This window comes from Methylobacterium sp. Leaf106 (assembly GCF_001422895.1).
In the GTDB taxonomy this organism is placed as follows: domain Bacteria; phylum Pseudomonadota; class Alphaproteobacteria; order Rhizobiales; family Beijerinckiaceae; genus Methylobacterium; species Methylobacterium bullatum.
This window is the reverse complement of the sequence record NZ_LMNB01000001.1, coordinates 657,705-673,799: the sequence shown is the minus strand read 5'-3', so window position 1 is coordinate 673,799 and position 16,095 is coordinate 657,705. Positions and strand designations below refer to the sequence as shown.

Genomic DNA, 16,095 nt, shown 5'->3' with positions numbered 1-16,095 from the left:
GTGATTTTCATCCATCAGCCGATCGCCGGCCCCGGGCACATCCTGCTCGACCGCCGTCCCCTCGAACTGCAGGACCCCATTCCCGACGAGACCGTCTGGCTCGACATGATCCGCCCGACGCGGGAGGAAGACCTCAAGGTCGAGGCCTTCATGGGCATCTCGGTGCCGACCCGCGAGGAGATGAAGGACATCGAGCCCTCCGAGCTCCTCTACGTGGAGGACGGCGCGCGCTACATGACCGGCCGGGTGCTGAGCAAGGTCAGCGACGCGGATGAGCCGGGGCTGGCCGGCATCACCTTCATCCTGCGCGGCAACCGCCTCGTGACGGTGCGCTACGAGGAGCCCCAGGCCTTCCGCATGTATACCCAGCGGGCCGGACGCTCGACCGGCAACGGTCCTTCCGCCGCCCCGTCGGGCGAGACGATTCTCGCCGGGTTGATCGAGACCGTGATCGACCGGGCGGCGGACGTGCTCCAGCTCCAGGGCGAGCGGATCGACCGGCTCTCGGGCAAGATCTTCGAGGAGAAGGCAGACCCCTCGGCCCGCAACACCGCCCTGCAGGACACACTGCGGGCGCTCGGACGCCTGGGCGACCTGATCTCGAAGCAGCGCGAGAGCCTGGTCTCCATGGAGCGCATCCTGCTCTCGCTCTCGGCGACCTACCGCACCACCAAGGCGCCGCGGGAACTGCGCGAGGACGTGCGCTCGACCCTGCGCGATCTGCAGTCGCTCGAGGAGCACGCGACCTTCCTATCCTCGAAAATCCAGTTCCTCCTCGACGCGACACTGGGCCTCGTGAATCTCGAGCAGAACAACATCATCAAGCTGTTCTCGGTCATGGCGGTGGTGTTCATGCCGCCCACCCTCATCGCCTCGATCTACGGCATGAACTTCAAGGCGATGCCCGAGCTCGACTGGACCTTCGGCTATCCCATGGCCGTGGTGATGATGGTGGTGGCCGCCGTGCTGCCGTATGTGTTCTTTCGCTGGAAGAAATGGCTGTAGGGCAGGATGGATCTCGTGCGTCCCCGGACTTTCGGCACCGCTCATCGGGCTCGTCCTGCAATGGACGGCGGGCGAAGGTAAGCACATGTGCGGCCGCTTCCTCATTCAGCAGGATCCGAACGTCTTCCGGTCGTTCTACGGGTATCCCGAGCAGCCGAATTTTCCGGCGCGCTACAACGTGGCGCCGACGCAGCCGGTGCCGATCGTGCTGGCGGAACGCGGGGAGCGGCATTTCCGGCTCATGCGCTGGGGCTTCCTGCCGGGCTGGCTGAAGGACCCGAAGGGCTTTCCGCTCATCATTAACGCGCGCGTCGAGACGGTGCTGGAGAAGGCGACGTTCCGGGGGGCCATCCGCCACCGCCGCTGCGTCTTCCTCGCCGACGGGTTCTACGAATGGCGCCGGGAGGGAACCGGCAAGGCCATGACGCGCACGCCCTACATGATCCGCCGGGCGGACGGGGCGCCGATGGCGCTCGCGGGTGTGTGGGAGAACTGGCTCGGGGCCGACGGGTCCGAGATCGACACCGCCGCCATCGTCACGACGGGCGCCAACGGCACCATGGCGGCGATCCACGACCGGATGCCGGCCATCCTGCCGCCCGAGGCCATCGAACCCTGGCTCGACCATCTCGGCACGGAGGCGCGCGATGCGGTCTCATTGTGCCGGCCGTGCCCCGACCAATGGCTGACCCTCGACGTGGTGAGCGCGAGGGTCAACGACGCACGCAACGAAGGCGCGGACCTCGCCGTCCCGGTCGGCCGGGCCAGACCGGAGACGGTCTTCGACATTCCGCCGGACGAGCGCCCGCTATCCAGCGACGAGGACGCTCAGGGGACGTTGTTCTGACCGAAGGGCGCGGGCGTTCAGGGTTGGGGGCGGGACGAGGTACGCTCGTCGGCACCGCGACGAAAATCGTTGTAGACGTCGAGGAGAGCCCAGCCGGCGGTCAGCAGGGAGAAACCGGCGACAGCCGTGACGATGGCTGCGGAAACCAGCAGCTTGGCGGTGAAGACGTCCACGACGAATGGTCCTGATTGGGGAAGCGACTTTGCTCCTCCCAACATGGCGATGGCCATCCACGCCGGCCATGGGATTTCGAGCGCGGCTGCCATGACCTCGCGGAGCCCTGCTGCGTGCCGCAGCGCACCGCGAACCGAATACGAGGCGGTCTCCGCGACCGTCGGGGCCGGTCCCTACCTCAGCGAGGGCCTGCGCTTGGCGACATCCTTGCGGAACACTCCCACCATTTCGAGATGGCTCGAATACTTGAACTGGTCGACGGGGACGACCCGTTCGAGGCGATAGCCGCCCTCGATCAGCGTCGCCGCATCGCGGGCGAACGAGCCGATGTCGCAGGCGACACCGATGACCAGGGGCACTTTCGATTCCGCGATGCGCTTGGCCTGGGCCTGGGCTCCGGCGCGCGGCGGATCGAACACCACGGCATCGTAGGTCTCGAGTTCGATGGGCAAGAGCGGCCGGCGGAAGAGGTCGCGGGTCTCGCTCGTGATCCGGCGCAGGCCGCGCGTGGCACGAAACGCCCGGTCGAGGCTGGCGATCGCCGCCGCCTCGCCCTCCACCGCATGGACATCCCGCGTGCGGGCCATGGCGAGGGTGAACGGGCCGGCCCCGGAGAACAGGTCGACCACGCGCTTCACGCGCTTGTCGAGGGCGGAGACCACGAGTTCGGCGAGCATCGCCTCGCCCGCTTCCGTCGCCTGCAGGAAGCCCCCCGGCGGCGGCACGAGGCGGGTCTCGCCGGTGGTGATCGCGGGCGCGCGGCGCTCCACCACGATGTCGCCGTGCAGGGACAGGCGCGCGAGGTCGAGCTCGCCGGCCAGCCGCACCAGCGTGGCGCGCAGGCCTTCGCTCACCGGGCCGTGCCCGCGCAGGTCCACGTCGAGTCCGGCTTCGGTGGCGGTGAAGGCGACGTCGAGGGGCTTGCGGCCGTGGCCGAGGGGAGCGCTCAGCGCCCGCGCGACGGCCGGCGCACGGTGGAGCTGCTCGACGGTGATGGGGCAATGGTCGATGGCCACGAGGGCGTGACTGCGCGCCTCCATCAACCCGGCGACGCCCTTGCCGTCGATCTCGCGCACGTGGAGCGTCAGCCGGCGGCGGCCCGACCCATGGGCATCGCGCGCGGGCTCGCATGGCACGTCGATTCCGGCCTGGGCCAAGCCCTGCGCGAGGTTGCCCCGCTTCCAGGCGGCGTAGGGCTCTGGCGCGAGATGCTGGACCGCGCAGCCTCCGCAGGTTCCGAAATAGCCGCAGAACGGGTCGATCCGGTCCGGGGAGGGCGTTTCCACCGCGACGAGGGACACGCGCGCGCCCTCCTTGCGAATCGAGACGCGCTCGCCGGGCAGGGCATAGGGGACGACGGTGCCGTCCGTCGCCATGCCGTCGCCGCGCTGCCCGAGGCGCGCGATGTCGACGGTACGAAGGGTCTGTTGTTCGGTCATGGTCGTGTCCGTCATGGGCGCACCGTCGAGCGTGCCCCGATGAGGAACTCGCGATTGCCGTCGCCACCGGCGACAGGGGAGGGGATGAGGCCGAGGACCGACAGGCCGAGATCGGTGACGAGGTTCGTCACCTCCTCGCAGACCGCCTGGTGGACGGCCTCGTCGCGCACGATGCCGCCGCGCCCGACCCGGTCGCGCCCCGCCTCGAATTGAGGCTTGATCAATGCCGCCAGGGCCGCACCGGGAGCCATGAGCGGCACGATTGCGGGCAGGACAAGGCGAAGGGCGATGAAGCTGACATCGACCGCCACCAGGGACGGTGCGCGCGGGATCGCCGCGGTGTCGAGGCCACGCACGTCCCGGCCCTCGAGGCTGGTCACGCGGGGATCGCCGCGCAGGGAGGCATGCAGCTGGTCGCGGCCGACATCGACGGCATAGACATGCCCGGCACCGGCTTTCAGCAGCACGTCGGTGAAGCCGCCGGTGGACGCGCCGACATCGAGGCAGACGAGCCCGGCCGGATCGAATCCGAACGCCGCCAGCGCGGCCTGCAGCTTCAGCCCGCCGCGCGAGACGAAGGGGTGCGGCGCGCTCGCAACGATCCGCGCCCTGGGGTCGAGCCTGTCGGAGGCGCGGGTCACGGGGCGGTCGTCGGCGGTGACGAGGCCCGCCTCGATCGCCGCCTGGGCCCTCGCCCGACTCTCGAAATGGCCACCCTCGACCAGGAGCCGATCGGCCCTCACCCGGTCCACCGTCATCGAACCCTTACGATCCCGTGTGATCTCTCGCCTAAGATCCGATTCCCCGGATCGAGGCCAGACCAACCGGGCCACCCCGTCTCAGCTACGGGAATTCTCGGGTTTGTCCATCCGGGCAACGACATGGCCCGCTTGCGTGCCCGTCGAAGCCCATGGATGATCCACACCCGGTCCTCGGGCGTTGGCGCCCGTCATACCGGATCACAGAACAGGACGATCGATGGGTACCCCGAGGGAAGTCGAGCTGAAGCTGGATTGCGGCGCCGCGGAACTGGCGGAGTTGGGGCGCCACCCGCTGCTTGCCGTCGAGCAGCCGACGGAGGCCGAGTTCCTGTCCGCCACCTATTACGACACGGCTGACCGGGCGCTTCACCGCAAGGGGATGACCCTGCGGGTTCGCCGGCATGGGGAGCGTCACGTCCAGACGGTGAAGGCCGCATCTTCGGCGGCCGGCTTGTTCGACCGCTCGGAATGGGAATGGGCCGTGGACGGCCCGGCACCGGACCTGTCGCTCCTCGAGGAGACGCCGGTGCCGGAGGTACTCGCCAGCGCGTCCTCGCCCGACCTCGCCGCCGTCGTCACCACCATCATCGAGCGTACCACCCGGGCCGTCGCCCATGGACACTCGCGCATCTCGGCGACCCTCGACCAGGGGCGGGTGGAGACGCCGGTCGGCGACGCGCCCATCTGGGAACTCGAACTCGAACTGATCGAGGGCGATCCGGCGGACCTGTTCTCCCTGGCGCAGAGCCTCGCTGAGACCGTGCCCCTGCGGCTCGGCGTCTTGTCGAAGAGCGAGCGCGGCTTCCGGATCCTCGGCGAGACCCTGCGGCGTCCGAGCAAGGCCGGAGCGGTCAAGCTCGACCGGGACGCTTCGGCGGCCACGGCCTTCCGCACTATCGCCGTCGCCTGCCTGACCCATCTGCGGCTCAACGAGGATGTCTTCCTCAAGACGCGCGACCCGGAAGGGCTGCACCAGATCCGCGTCGCCCTGCGGCGGCTGCGCTCGGCCTTCACCCTGTTCAAGCCGATTCTCGTGAGCGATCCCGCCGCAACGACCCTGCGCGAGGAGATCAAGCGCGTCACCGAGCCGTTCGGGCACGCCCGCAACCTTGATGTCTTCCTCAGCGAGACCCTGGCCGACGAGATGGCCCGGAGACCGGAGGAGGTGGGGCTCGACGATCTGCGAATCCGCCTCGAAGCCGAGCGGGATCGCGCCTACGGGACCGTCTTCACGATCCTGGAATCGCAAGCCTGGCGCAGCCTGATCCTCGATCTGTCCGCCTGGATCGAGACCGGGCCGTGGCGCGGCAAGGCGAATCGGGAGGCGGTCTCCGCCCGCGACCATGCCGAAGCCATGCTCGACAAGGCCCGCCGGCGCATCCGCAAGCGCGGCCGCCATCTCCAGCGCCTCGATGCGGAGGCCCGCCACGAGGTGCGAATCGAAGCCAAGAAGCTGCGCTACGGCGCGGAATTCTTCGCCTCGCTCTATGCGGAGAAGAAGGCGCAGAAGCACCACAAGGCGTTCGTCTCGGCCCTCTCGGACCTGCAGGACCATCTCGGCGCGCTCAACGACCTCGCCACCGCCCATTCCGTAATCGCGAGCTTGGCGAGCGCCGAAACCGGGGAGACCTCCGGCATCGACGGGCGGGCGCTGTTCGCCGCCGGCCTCACCGCCGCCGATGGCGAAGCCCGCACCAACGATCTGCTCAAGGCGGCGGAGAAGGCACACGAGGAACTGCTCGACGTGAAACCGTTCTGGCGCTGAATCGCGGCCTCAGACCAGACGGTGGTGAGTGAACCTCATTACCGTCTGCCTACGCGGCGGCGGGCGTCCGCCGATCGCGCCGAGGAGGGCCACCGGTCGGGATCGGCGTCGCTCGGTCTCAATCACCGCGCACGCTCAGGGCATAGAGCGTGATCGCGGCGGCGTTCGATACGTTGATGCTGCGGATCTCGCCGCTGAACGGAATACGGGCGAGGACGTCGCAATTGTCCCGCGTGCGCTGGCGCAGTCCCTTGCCCTCGGCACCGAGCACGATCACCGCAGGCCGCTTCGGCCCGACGGAATCGAGGGTGGCCTCTCCCTCCGAATCGAGACCGATGCGGGTGAAGCCGCGCTTGCCCAGATCGATGAGCGCATCGGACAGGTTGCGCACGATCACGAGGGGAACGTGTTCGAGCCCGCCCGAGGCGGATTTGGCCAGTACGCCCGTGGCGGTGGGCGAATGCCGCGCCGTGGTGATGATGCCCGCGACGCCGAACGCGGCGGCGGTGCGGACGATGGCGCCGACATTGTGCGGGTCGGTGATCTGGTCCAGCGCCAGCAGGAGCGCATCGTCCGGAAGGTCGTCGAGATCCGGGCCGGGGAGGGGATCGGCTTCGAGATAGAGGCCCTGATGCACGGCGTCCGCCCCGAGCAGGGCGTTGATCGCGTTGGGGCGCACCAGTTCGGCGTCGATCCGGAGTTGGCCGAGTTCCTCGGTCAGGCGCGCCAGGGCGTTCTCGGTGGCGAGCAACCGATGCAGCCCGCGCCCCTCGTTCGCCAGCGCCTGCGACACCGGGTGCCACCCATAGAGCACGACGTGATCGCCGATTGACCCGCGCGGCCCGGAGGAGGGCGGACCATGACGAAACCGGTCGCGTTGGCCACCGGGGCGGCCGGTGCGGGGTCCGCCCGGCACGTCGCGTCGCGTATTCATGGTGTAATCCACTGTCTGACGGCACGATCGAAACGCCGCGCCGATGCTGAGCAGCGACAAAGCGACCGCCATGCCGTTCGTCAAGCGTGAAACACCGCGAAACACCGGTTGCCCTGCCGGGAGAAGCCGCCTATAGAACCCTCGCTCTCGAGCAAGCGCCCTTCGTCTATCGGTTAGGACGTCAGCCTTTCACGCTGAAAAGGCGGGTTCGACTCCCGCAGGGCGCGCCATTAGGCTTCTTAGCCATTGCCTAGGCTGAAATAGCGCGAAAATCAGTTCCTTAGCAGGCGCCGGTCATACAGTCCGGTGGTGCAAACCATTGATGGCATTGAGGTCATACCCCCTCCGCGAGAGGATGGGCTCATACTACTTCTGCAGCGTGATTCCAGGGGACCCAAGGTCCTTCGTGCCACCCCATGGGCGGGGAAGGCAACTGGAAGTTGAGCCTCAGGACGCCCCCCCTGGCCATCGCGAAGCAAGTAGGCTCGCGCGTCCCAAGGGACTGTATGGCGCACTTCGCGGCTGTGGAGCGGCTCAAGCGCGGTGAGAGGCCTACCCTCCAAGTTGGGCAGTCGGTCATGCCCAAGGATGCGGAGATCGAGGCGGGCGAATTGGCGCGGCTCCTCACCGAGGACGATGCGGTGGCGGCCGGCCGCTGGTCTCCGGCAGGGCCACCGCCTCGCGTTTGAACTCTGGCGTGACACCGAAGGTGCAGCGAAGCAAACTCGCGTCTCGTCTTGGCCATCAATCACCTTCCCCGCCCGCAAGGAGCGTATCAAAGGTGTCCGCGAAACCGGGGGAGGATCGGTATGCCGATGCTAACCCTTACGAACGGCCTCAAGAACGGTCGCCGAGTTGTACGCCGCGGCATACCCTTGCGGACGACGACGTGTCGCTACTGCCGGGCGAGCGGGCACGATCAACGTGGCAACGCCACTGTCGGCCCCTTTCGGTAAGAGCATGAGGCTGGATCACAGTTCCGCAATCGGTCAAATATAACAATCGCAAGTGCGACCAAGACCGCAAGTATTAAAATCTGCGTCTTACTATCCATCGCTCAGCCCCTCACGAATAGCGCGGCGATAGCATGGATCACGGTCGCTCCGCCTACGGGTGCTACAAAGAGGAGCAATACGTTTACCCCGATGATCCAGACCACCGCTCTTTCCTGGCCTCTGGTTAGCGGAGGCTTGCGGGCTGGCGGCTCCCACGATGGTTCTCTCGGCGGCTTCCAACCTTCGTCCACGAACATGAGGCGACCTCATCCGGGCCGAGACCGCATGACCTCGCGGCTGGCACGGAGATGGTAGGACTCGTTGGTGGGCCGGCGCAATCATTCGCATGACGGGAGGGGGCAGGGGCCATCAGGTTCGGCCCGAGGGAAACCCGGCGGCGGGCATGGGGGGACATGCTGATCCGCCGGTACGAGCAAGGCCTTGCCAAAAGGTATCCATCGACATCAGCGATGATGTTCAGGGTGAAGTGCCGGTCGACGGCGGCTCATCGATTCGACGTCCAGCCCTATCGATGTCAGGCGCCGAGGCCGACCTGCATGGCGGCGGGTTCGAGACTGTCGGCGGCGATCTGGCCCAAAGGCGCCTTCGGGCGCACCTCCATCCCGAGGAATCCGACCAGTGACGAGCGCGCGCGGCTCACACGGCTCTTCATCGTGCCGACCTGACAGCCGATGAGTTCCGCGGCGGCCTCGTAGGTCATCCCCTGCGCCGCGACGAGAATCAGGGCCTCCCGCTGAGACGGCGGCAGCTTGCCGAGATGCTGCCAGACCCGCTTGAGGTCGCTGCTCGCCTCCTGGGATGCCGGCGCGGCCACCTGCGCCGCCATGGCGCCATCCGCGTCCTCGACCTCCCGTTTCCGCTTGCGACACTCCGTATAGAAGTGGTTTCGCAGGATGGTGCAGAGCCAGGCCATCAGATTGCTGCCAGGCTCGAACCGATGCCGGTTCTGCCAGGCTCTCAGAAGCGTCTCCTGCACGAGATCGTCCGCCATCGCCGGGTTGATGGCGAGCGACAGGGCGAAGGCCCTCAAACCCGGCAGAGCCGTGAGCAGATCGGCGCTGAAGGCGGCATAGGCGGCGTCGCCGCGCCCGGCGGATGCGTGTGTGAGCCGGGCAATCAGATCCAACAAAGCCGGCGGCTGATCTTCCGCGACGATGCAAGCGTATACCGCCCTCAGTTCGGCCCCCAGATGCACGCGCACCGCCTCCGGTATCCCTCCCTTGGCGGGGCGCTCCAAGGACTGACCATCAGCCTCGGCCGGTTGCGGTGATTGCGCCATTCCCGGTTTGCGAACGTCCATCCATCCCCCCTCGGCAGTCGGCACGCCGTGCGCGCCGGGCTCATTGGGCAATGCCAACGGGAGCTTTTGGCAAATGAAAGCTGAACGCAGGCTAAAGGAATTCTAAACTGAGGGTGAAATCGTATCGCCCGATGTCGAGGGAGACCCTACCGAGGCTGAATGCCAAGCTTTGCTGTATTCATCCCGGATGCAGGGTGACCAGACACGCTCACTGGGGATCGAGGCGGCCGGGTCCCGCTCTTCCCTCACACGACGCTCGAAATGGCACCGGGCGGGTGTGCCAGCAGGGTCGCCAGAAGGCCGAGGCCGTATCGCAGGGCCTCGCTGTCGGGCGCGGCGCCGAGAGAGACGCGGATCGCGTCGGGGGCCGGACCGACGGCGAAGGCATCGCTCTGGATCACCGACACCCCGAGCTGGCGCGCATGCGCCCCGAACTCGCCCCGCCGCCACGGCGCCGGGAGCGGGAGCCAGAGATGGTGCCCGCAGGGATGAGCGTGGACTTCGAGGCCGACGAGCGCCTCCCGCGCCACGACCTGACGGCGGCCATTCTCGCGCCTGATGGACCCGACGATCGCGTCGAGGTCTCCGTGGGTGATCCAGTGGGAGGCGAGGGCGGCGGCCAGCGGTGAGGCCATCATGCTGATGGCGCGCAGCTCGGCCGCGACACGGACCGCTTCGTTCGTGCCCGGCACGACGACATAGGCGATGCGCAAGCCCGGAGTGACGCATTTGGACAGGGTCGCCACATGCCAGGTGATGTCGCCGGCCAAAGCCGCGAACGGGGCCGGAGCGTCCGGCGGCAGGGCGCCGTAGGCATCGTCCTCGATGATCGCGACCCCGTGGGAGCGGGCGATCTCGGCGATCCGCTCGCGACGGGCCAGCGGGAGCGTCGCCGTCGTCGGGTTGTCGAGGGTCGGCACCAGGTAGAGGGCGCGCGGCCTCTCGGCCCGGCAGCGCTCGAGGAAGGATTCGGGGTCGATGCCGTCGCCATCGGTCGCGAGGGGAAGCAACCGGGCTCCGCGCCGCTCGGCCGCCATACGCAGGCCCGGATAGGTCAGGGCGGGAACGCAGAGCGCGTCGCCGGGCCTGAGCAGCACGGCGAGAACGGCCGAGAGGGCGGCCTGCGCCCCGCCGGCCACGATGACCCGCTGGACCGGCACGGGACCCAGCCGGCGAGCGAGCCAAGTCGACGCAGCCGCGCGATCCGCTAGATTGCCGGCGCTGTCCTGATACTGCATGCGGTCGAGGAAGCCCGCCGAGGCGGAAAGCCGCGCCAGACCCGCCTCCATGCGCTCGGCGAGCCGCGCCTCCGCCGGCTGGGGCGGCATGTTCATGCTGAAATCGACGCTCGCCGATGGGTCCGGCGCCCTGACCTTCGCCAGCGGCGGCGCGGCGGCGCGAACGAAGCTGCCTCGCCCGGCCGAGGCATCGATCAGCCCGGCCCTCCGCGCTTCGTTGAACGCCCGCGTGACGGTGGTGAGATCGACGTCGAGATGCTTGGCCAAGCTGCGCTGCGGCGGCAGCCGCATGCCGGGGGCGAGGCGCCCGGTGCGAATGTCGTCCGCCAGGACCCGGACGATGGCCAGATATTTCGGCCCGGCCTCGTCCAGGATTGTAGGGCTCCACGATTCCATCATTGACCCTACATCACGCAAAGTTGTATGCATACATCGAACAGAGGCGCAGGCTTCCCAGCCCATAAGCCGCCAGCAGCACCATAAGCTGCAAGGCAATGTATGGATTTTTGTACCATACAATCTGTAGCCCGCAAACCTGAGCCGCTGCCGATCGAGTGCGGGACGTGAGCCAACATCAAGGAACCTCGACCATGGACGGAACGACGGATCGATCCCTGTTGTCGGTGGGCCTGCGCTGCCGATGCCCGCGCTGCGGCGAGGGGCGGCTGTTCGATGGCTTCATCACCTTGAAGCCGGCATGCGAGGCCTGCGGCCTCGATTACGGCTTCGCCGATCCGGCGGACGGCCCCGCCTTCTTCATCATGATGTCGATGGCATTTCCCGTCACCGCCTTCGGGATCTGGCTGGAACTGACTTACGATCCGCCACTCTGGATCCATGCGGTGCTCACGCTCCCTCTGCTTCTCCTGGCCTGCGTGCCGATCATCCGCCCGCTCAAGGGGCTCTTCATCGCGAGCCAGTACATCAACAAGGCCGAGGAAGGCCGCTTCGCGGTCCGGGCCGTGCCGAAGGCCGGGCCGGAAGCCGGGCCGGAAGCCGGGCGTTGAGCCCAACGACGCAATGGGGCAGGGTTCGTCGACGAGACTGCGCTGCCGAGTCGTTTTCCTGCCCGTTCCCAACGACCATTCAGGTTGATCGACATGCTGTCGGACGTTGACGCCCTCCTGCTCGCGAGAATCCAGTTCGGTTTCACGGTGGCCTTTCACATCGTGTTCCCGGCGTTTTCCATCGGGCTCGCCAGCTTTCTCGCAGTGCTGGAGGGGCTCTGGCTGGCGACGGGCCGTCAGGTCTTCCTCGATCTGTTCAAATACTGGATCAAGATTTTCGCCATTGCCTTCGCCATGGGCGTCGTGTCCGGGCTGGTCATGTCCTACCAGTTCGGTACGAACTGGTCGGTCTTCTCCGACAAGACCGGGCCGGTGCTCGGCCCGCTGATGGCCTACGAGGTGCTTTCGGCCTTCTTCCTCGAAGCCGGCTTCCTCGGCGTGATGCTGTTCGGCATGTCCAGGGTCGGGCCGAAGCTGCATTTCTTCGCCACCCTCATGGTGGCGATCGGCACCTTCTTCTCGGCCTTCTGGATCCTGTCGGTGAATTCCTGGATGCAGACGCCGCAGGGCTACGGCATCAATGAAGCCGGCCAGTTCATCCCGGAGGATTGGTGGGCGATCGTCTTCAATCCCTCCTTCCCATACCGTCTCGTCCACATGGTGCTGGCCGCCTACCTCACGACATCCCTCGTGGTCGGGGCGGTGGGCGCCTGGCACCTGCTGCGCGACCGCTACAATCTCGGGGCGCGGACGATGTTCTCGATGGCCATGTGGATGGCCGCCATCGTCGCGCCGCTGCAGATCCTGGCCGGCGACGCCCATGGGTTGAACACCCTCGAGCACCAGCCCGCCAAGGTCATGGCGATGGAGGGGCATTACGAGAGCCATCCGGACGGGGCGCCGCTGATCCTGTTCGGCCTGCCGAACCAGGCGGAAGGCCGGGTCGATTACCAGGTCTCCATCCCGAAACTGTCCTCGCTGATCCTCAAACACGGGTGGAACGAGCCGCTGAAGGGGCTCGATACGGTGGACCGGAAGAACTGGCCGCCGGTTCCGGTGGTGTTCTGGTCCTTCCGCGTGATGATCGGCCTCGGCATGCTGATGCTGCTGCTCGGCGTCTCCAGCCTGTATGCGCGCTACAGGAAGGCGCTCTACGACTGGACGCTCCTGCACCGCTTCGCCATCGCCATGGGTCCGGCCGGTTTCGTCGCGGTGGTGGCGGGCTGGATCACTACGGAGGTGGGGCGGCAGCCCTTCACGGTCTACGGCCTGCTGCGCACGGCGGAATCGGCGTCGCCCCTGTCAGCGCCGGCCGTCGGCTCATCCCTCGTCGCCTTCGTGCTGATCTATTTCGCGGTGTTCGGCATGGGGATCTTCTACATCCTGCGTCTGATGGCGAAATCCCCGCATCTCGGCGAGCACGGGATCGAGCCCGGCGTTCCGATCCGCACCGCGGGCATCACGCCCGCGCATTCGGTCGATCCCGGCCGCTCCCTCCATCCGGCCGAGTGAGGATTCCACCATGCTCGCGAGCATCGACCTGACCGTCGTCTGGGCCTTCATCATCGCCTTCGCGGTCTTCGCCTACATCGTGATGGACGGGTTCGATCTCGGCCTCGGGATCCTGTTCCCGGCATTCCGGCCGGGGCAGGAGCGGGACACCGCCATGAACTCCGTGGCCCCGGTCTGGGATGGCAACGAGACCTGGCTGGTCCTGGGCGGGGGAGGCCTGTTCGCCGCCTTTCCGCTCGCCTACGCGGTGATCATGCCGGCCCTCTATGCGCCGATCATCGCCATGCTGCTGGGCCTGATCTTCCGGGGCGTCGCGTTCGAGTTCCGGTGGCGCGACCTCGGCCACCGGGCCCTGTGGGACATCGCCTTCACCGGCGGATCGGTGGTGGCCACCTTCGCGCAGGGTGTCGCCCTCGGTGCCCTGCTGCAGGGCATCAAGGTCGAGGGCCGCGCCTATGCCGGCGGCTGGTGGGACTGGCTGTCTCCCTTCAGCGTGCTCGTCGGAATCGGCCTGGTCTGCGGCTATGCGCTCCTGGGGGCGACCTGGCTCGTCATGCGCACGGAAGGATCGCTGCAGGAACGCGCCCGCTCGCTGTCCCTGTGGCTCGGCGCGGCGACGATCGCGGCCGTGGCTGCGGTGAGCGCGGCGACGCCGTTCCTGAAGGGACAATACTGGGAGCGCTGGTTCTCGATGCCGAACGTGCTGCTCACGGCGCAGGTGCCGATCCTGGTCGCCGTCGCCTCGTTCCTGTTCTTCCGCCTGCTACGGAAGGGGGCCGAGACCGCGCCGTTTCTCCTGGCCCTCGGTCTGTTCCTGCTCTCCTTCGCCGGGCTCGGCATCAGCATCTTCCCGGATATCGTGCCCGGCCGCATCACCATCTGGGAAGCCGCCTCGCCGCATGCGAGCCAGGTCTTCCTCCTGGCCGGCGCGTCCGTGCTGATCCCCATCATCCTGGCCTATACCGCCTACTCGTACTGGGTCTTTCGCGGAAAGGTCGATGAGGCGGGGTACCATTAATGGAGCCCGCCGCGTTTCGCCGAAACCCGTCGCCGCTGTGGCGGCGTCTGCTCTGGTTCGCGGCGATCTGGGCGGCCAGCATCGTCGCCCTCGGGATCGTCTCCTTCGGTCTGCGCGCCTGGTTGAAGACCGGTTAGTACCGGGCGGCCGAGAGCGTCCCGCCGGGTTTCTCCTTCGTCCCGTCCTACGGAACGTGCTCCCGAACGAGAGGTGGTGCGGAGCCCTTCGACGAAATCCGAAGAGCCCCGCAGGTCGAAGCGGTCACGACGAACGGTTAGCGTGCGTCATGAAGAACCGCACCATCTCCCGGCTGGCATCGGGGCCGCGCGGATCGGTGTAGGTTCCGTCGCTGCTTCCGCCTGACCAGGCATGGCCGGCGCCGTGAAGCGCCCAATGTTCGAGCATGGCGCGCCCGGACGCATCCGTCCGGACCGTACGGGTGAAGCCCATCCCGCTCTCGGACGTCCCTTGGGTCGCCGTGCGCGCAAGCGAGGCGCCCGGCATCGCGAGGGCGATGACCTGTTCGCCGTTGACCGGCTTCACCGTCTTGTCGGCATCCCCGTGGAAGACGATGGTCGGCACGCCCGGACCGTTCTGCGGCGCCTTGGAAGTACCGCCCCCATTCATGGCGGCGAAGGCGGAGGGCATGTCGCTGGCTGCCCCGCACGGCAGCCCGGAATGGACGCCGACCGCCGCGAAGACATCCGGATAAGTCGCCGCCATGATCGCCGCCGCCGCCCCGCCGGCCGACAGGCCCGCCGCATAGACCCGGCTCGGATCGGCGGAGAACTCCTTCACCACCTCCAGGGCGATGCCGGCGATCAGGGACGGTTCGCCGCGACCCCGCTGTTGATCACCCGCGTTGAACCAGTTCCAGCACTTCTGCATGTTGGCCGATTGCGGCTGGCCGGGATAGGCCACGAGGAACGTCTGCTCCTCGGCGAGTGCGTTCATGCGGGTTCCGGCGGCGAAATCGTCCGGGTTCTGGGTGCAGCCATGCAGCATGACGACGACGGGAAGGGCCTGGCCCCGGTAGCCGCTGGGGACATAGACCTTGTAGGCCCGGCTGCCCGCCTCGTTGCCGAAGCTCCGCTCCTCGAACCGCGCCCCTTCCGGGACGGCGAGTGTGGCGCCCCGCGCCGATCCGATACCCTGTCCGAGGTCGGGCATCGCGCCCATCTTGGGGAAACGCTCGCGCAGGGCCTGGATCGTCTCCGCGAGGCCCGGCCGTGCGAAGGCGGTTTTCGCCGTGCTCGCCGCCCCATCGGCGGACGTGCGGTCGGTGCCGGGCGCGCTCCAGGCCCCGCCGGACATCGTGGGCGCCACCATGTCGATGGTCCCGGCAGCAGCGTGGGGGCCGGTCGGTGTCGACGGAACGGGCCGTCCCTGGAGCAGGGCCATCGCCTCGCTCAACTGGCCCGCGCGGGTGAGACGGGTCACCTCACCCATGTCGATGGTCGAAAAAGCGGTCATGGTCACGATCCTGGATGGGGTGAAGGCACGGAACGGCGTTCCGCCCGGGTCATGGCGAATGGGTCAGGCGATGCGGTCGGCCAAGGCCGCCTTGACTTCGGGACTGGCCTGGAAGGCCCCGAGAACCTGCACCGAGGCGATGGCCTGTCGGGCCAGCTCCGGCGTCACATCGAACGCGATGCTGGCGAGGCCGAGCACCTGAATGTGCAGCGGCGTCCCCGCATCCCTGGCGGCTTCGAGATCGCGGACGCTGTAGTGGGACAGCCCGAGGCTGAGTTGCTTGCGGGCGACCGATTGCTTCACCGCGTCGCCCTGACGGTCGAGCTGATTGCGCACGGCCGTGCGGATGAAGTCGGCACGGTTGGCATAGAACCCGTCCCGAACCAGGAGGTCGATCTGGCCGAGATCGACGAAGCCGAGATTGAGGGTCAGCTTCTCGCTGTCGGGCGCTTTGGGACGAAGCTCACGAACCGTACCCGACATCGAAAAACATCCCCATACCATCTCGTTGGATGGTCTGTAGATGGTGCGCCGCAGCACGAGCGCAAGTGCCAGCGTGGAATCGGGGTACGCGAATGAGGGAATTGGGGCGAGCGCCACGCGGCG

The 16,095-nt window shown here is 67.6% G+C and carries 15 protein-coding genes and 1 tRNA gene; 8 read left to right on the top strand and 8 right to left on the bottom strand.

Translation table 11 applies throughout. The annotated features are described in order from the left end of the window. Window positions 1-1,005, top strand: coding sequence for a magnesium transporter CorA family protein (locus ASF34_RS03355; protein ID WP_018042441.1), 1,005 nt, complete (start codon window positions 1-3; stop codon window positions 1,003-1,005). Window positions 1,006-1,090: 85 nt separating this feature from the next. Next, the gene (locus ASF34_RS03350) at window positions 1,091-1,852 is read left to right on the top strand and encodes an SOS response-associated peptidase (protein ID WP_018042442.1); all 762 of its coding nucleotides are present in this window, start codon (window positions 1,091-1,093) and stop codon (window positions 1,850-1,852) included. A 17-nt stretch (window positions 1,853-1,869) separates the two neighbouring features. Here the strand turns inward: ASF34_RS03350 and ASF34_RS23050 are convergent, their stop codons facing one another. From ASF34_RS23050 to ASF34_RS03340, 3 genes are all read right to left on the bottom strand, one after another. Beyond that, window positions 1,870-2,025, bottom strand: coding sequence for a hypothetical protein (locus ASF34_RS23050; protein ID WP_200913193.1), 156 nt, complete (start codon window positions 2,023-2,025; stop codon window positions 1,870-1,872). Window positions 2,026-2,199: 174 nt separating this feature from the next. Further along, a complete protein-coding gene (locus ASF34_RS03345) occupies window positions 2,200-3,465 on the bottom strand; it encodes a class I SAM-dependent RNA methyltransferase (protein ID WP_056158962.1) in 1,266 nt (421 codons plus the stop codon). Window positions 3,466-3,476: 11 nt separating this feature from the next. Then, window positions 3,477-4,223: a TlyA family RNA methyltransferase gene (locus ASF34_RS03340; RefSeq protein WP_056146092.1), complete on the bottom strand. Its 747-nt coding sequence runs from the start codon at window positions 4,221-4,223 to the stop codon at window positions 3,477-3,479. A gap of 220 nt (window positions 4,224-4,443) precedes the next feature. Between ASF34_RS03340 and ASF34_RS03335 the strand changes: the two genes are divergently transcribed. Further along, entirely contained in the window at window positions 4,444-5,991 is a 1,548-nt protein-coding gene (locus ASF34_RS03335) for a CYTH and CHAD domain-containing protein (protein ID WP_056158562.1), read from the top strand. A gap of 118 nt (window positions 5,992-6,109) precedes the next feature. On the opposite strand, the gene rlmB is transcribed toward ASF34_RS03335, so the two are convergent. After that, window positions 6,110-6,925 carry a 23S rRNA (guanosine(2251)-2'-O)-methyltransferase RlmB gene (gene rlmB / locus ASF34_RS03330; RefSeq protein ID WP_056158959.1) on the bottom strand — a complete coding sequence of 272 codons (816 nt, stop codon included), beginning with the start codon at window positions 6,923-6,925 and terminating at the stop codon, window positions 6,110-6,112. A 155-nt stretch (window positions 6,926-7,080) separates the two neighbouring features. Here rlmB and ASF34_RS03325 point away from each other — a divergent pair. Beyond that, window positions 7,081-7,155 (top strand) — tRNA-Glu (locus tag ASF34_RS03325). A 1,300-nt stretch (window positions 7,156-8,455) separates the two neighbouring features. On the opposite strand, the gene ASF34_RS03315 is transcribed toward ASF34_RS03325, so the two are convergent. Together ASF34_RS03315 and ASF34_RS03310 are read right to left on the bottom strand one after the other, a co-directional pair. Next, window positions 8,456-9,142, bottom strand: coding sequence for a sigma-70 family RNA polymerase sigma factor (locus tag ASF34_RS03315; RefSeq protein ID WP_018042449.1), 687 nt, complete (start codon window positions 9,140-9,142; stop codon window positions 8,456-8,458). 344 nt (window positions 9,143-9,486) lie between these two features. Further along, window positions 9,487-10,878 (bottom strand): aminotransferase-like domain-containing protein, encoded by a 1,392-nt coding sequence (locus tag ASF34_RS03310; RefSeq protein WP_056158556.1) that lies wholly within the window; start codon window positions 10,876-10,878, stop codon window positions 9,487-9,489. 191 nt (window positions 10,879-11,069) lie between these two features. Here ASF34_RS03310 and ASF34_RS03305 point away from each other — a divergent pair, with 191 nt between their 5' ends. From ASF34_RS03305 to ASF34_RS21990, 4 genes are all read left to right on the top strand, one after another. Then, the gene (locus ASF34_RS03305; protein WP_056158553.1) at window positions 11,070-11,486 is read left to right on the top strand and encodes a DUF983 domain-containing protein; all 417 of its coding nucleotides are present in this window, start codon (window positions 11,070-11,072) and stop codon (window positions 11,484-11,486) included. Between the two features lie 93 nt (window positions 11,487-11,579). Further along, the gene (locus tag ASF34_RS03300) at window positions 11,580-12,998 is read left to right on the top strand and encodes a cytochrome ubiquinol oxidase subunit I (RefSeq protein WP_056158955.1); all 1,419 of its coding nucleotides are present in this window, start codon (window positions 11,580-11,582) and stop codon (window positions 12,996-12,998) included. A gap of 10 nt (window positions 12,999-13,008) precedes the next feature. Further along, window positions 13,009-14,016: a cytochrome d ubiquinol oxidase subunit II gene (gene cydB, locus ASF34_RS03295; protein WP_056158550.1), complete on the top strand. Its 1,008-nt coding sequence runs from the start codon at window positions 13,009-13,011 to the stop codon at window positions 14,014-14,016. Beyond that, entirely contained in the window at window positions 14,016-14,153 is a 138-nt protein-coding gene (locus ASF34_RS21990; RefSeq protein ID WP_082494056.1) for a DUF2474 domain-containing protein, read from the top strand. The genes cydB and ASF34_RS21990 overlap by 1 nt, the downstream gene beginning before the upstream one ends. 124 nt (window positions 14,154-14,277) lie before the next feature. Here the strand turns inward: ASF34_RS21990 and ASF34_RS03290 are convergent, their stop codons facing one another. Next, entirely contained in the window at window positions 14,278-15,489 is a 1,212-nt protein-coding gene (locus ASF34_RS03290) for an extracellular catalytic domain type 1 short-chain-length polyhydroxyalkanoate depolymerase (protein WP_056158547.1), read from the bottom strand. 63 nt (window positions 15,490-15,552) lie between these two features. Then, window positions 15,553-15,972 (bottom strand): hypothetical protein, encoded by a 420-nt coding sequence (locus ASF34_RS03285; protein WP_056158542.1) that lies wholly within the window; start codon window positions 15,970-15,972, stop codon window positions 15,553-15,555. Window positions 15,973-16,095: the final 123 nt, after the last annotated feature.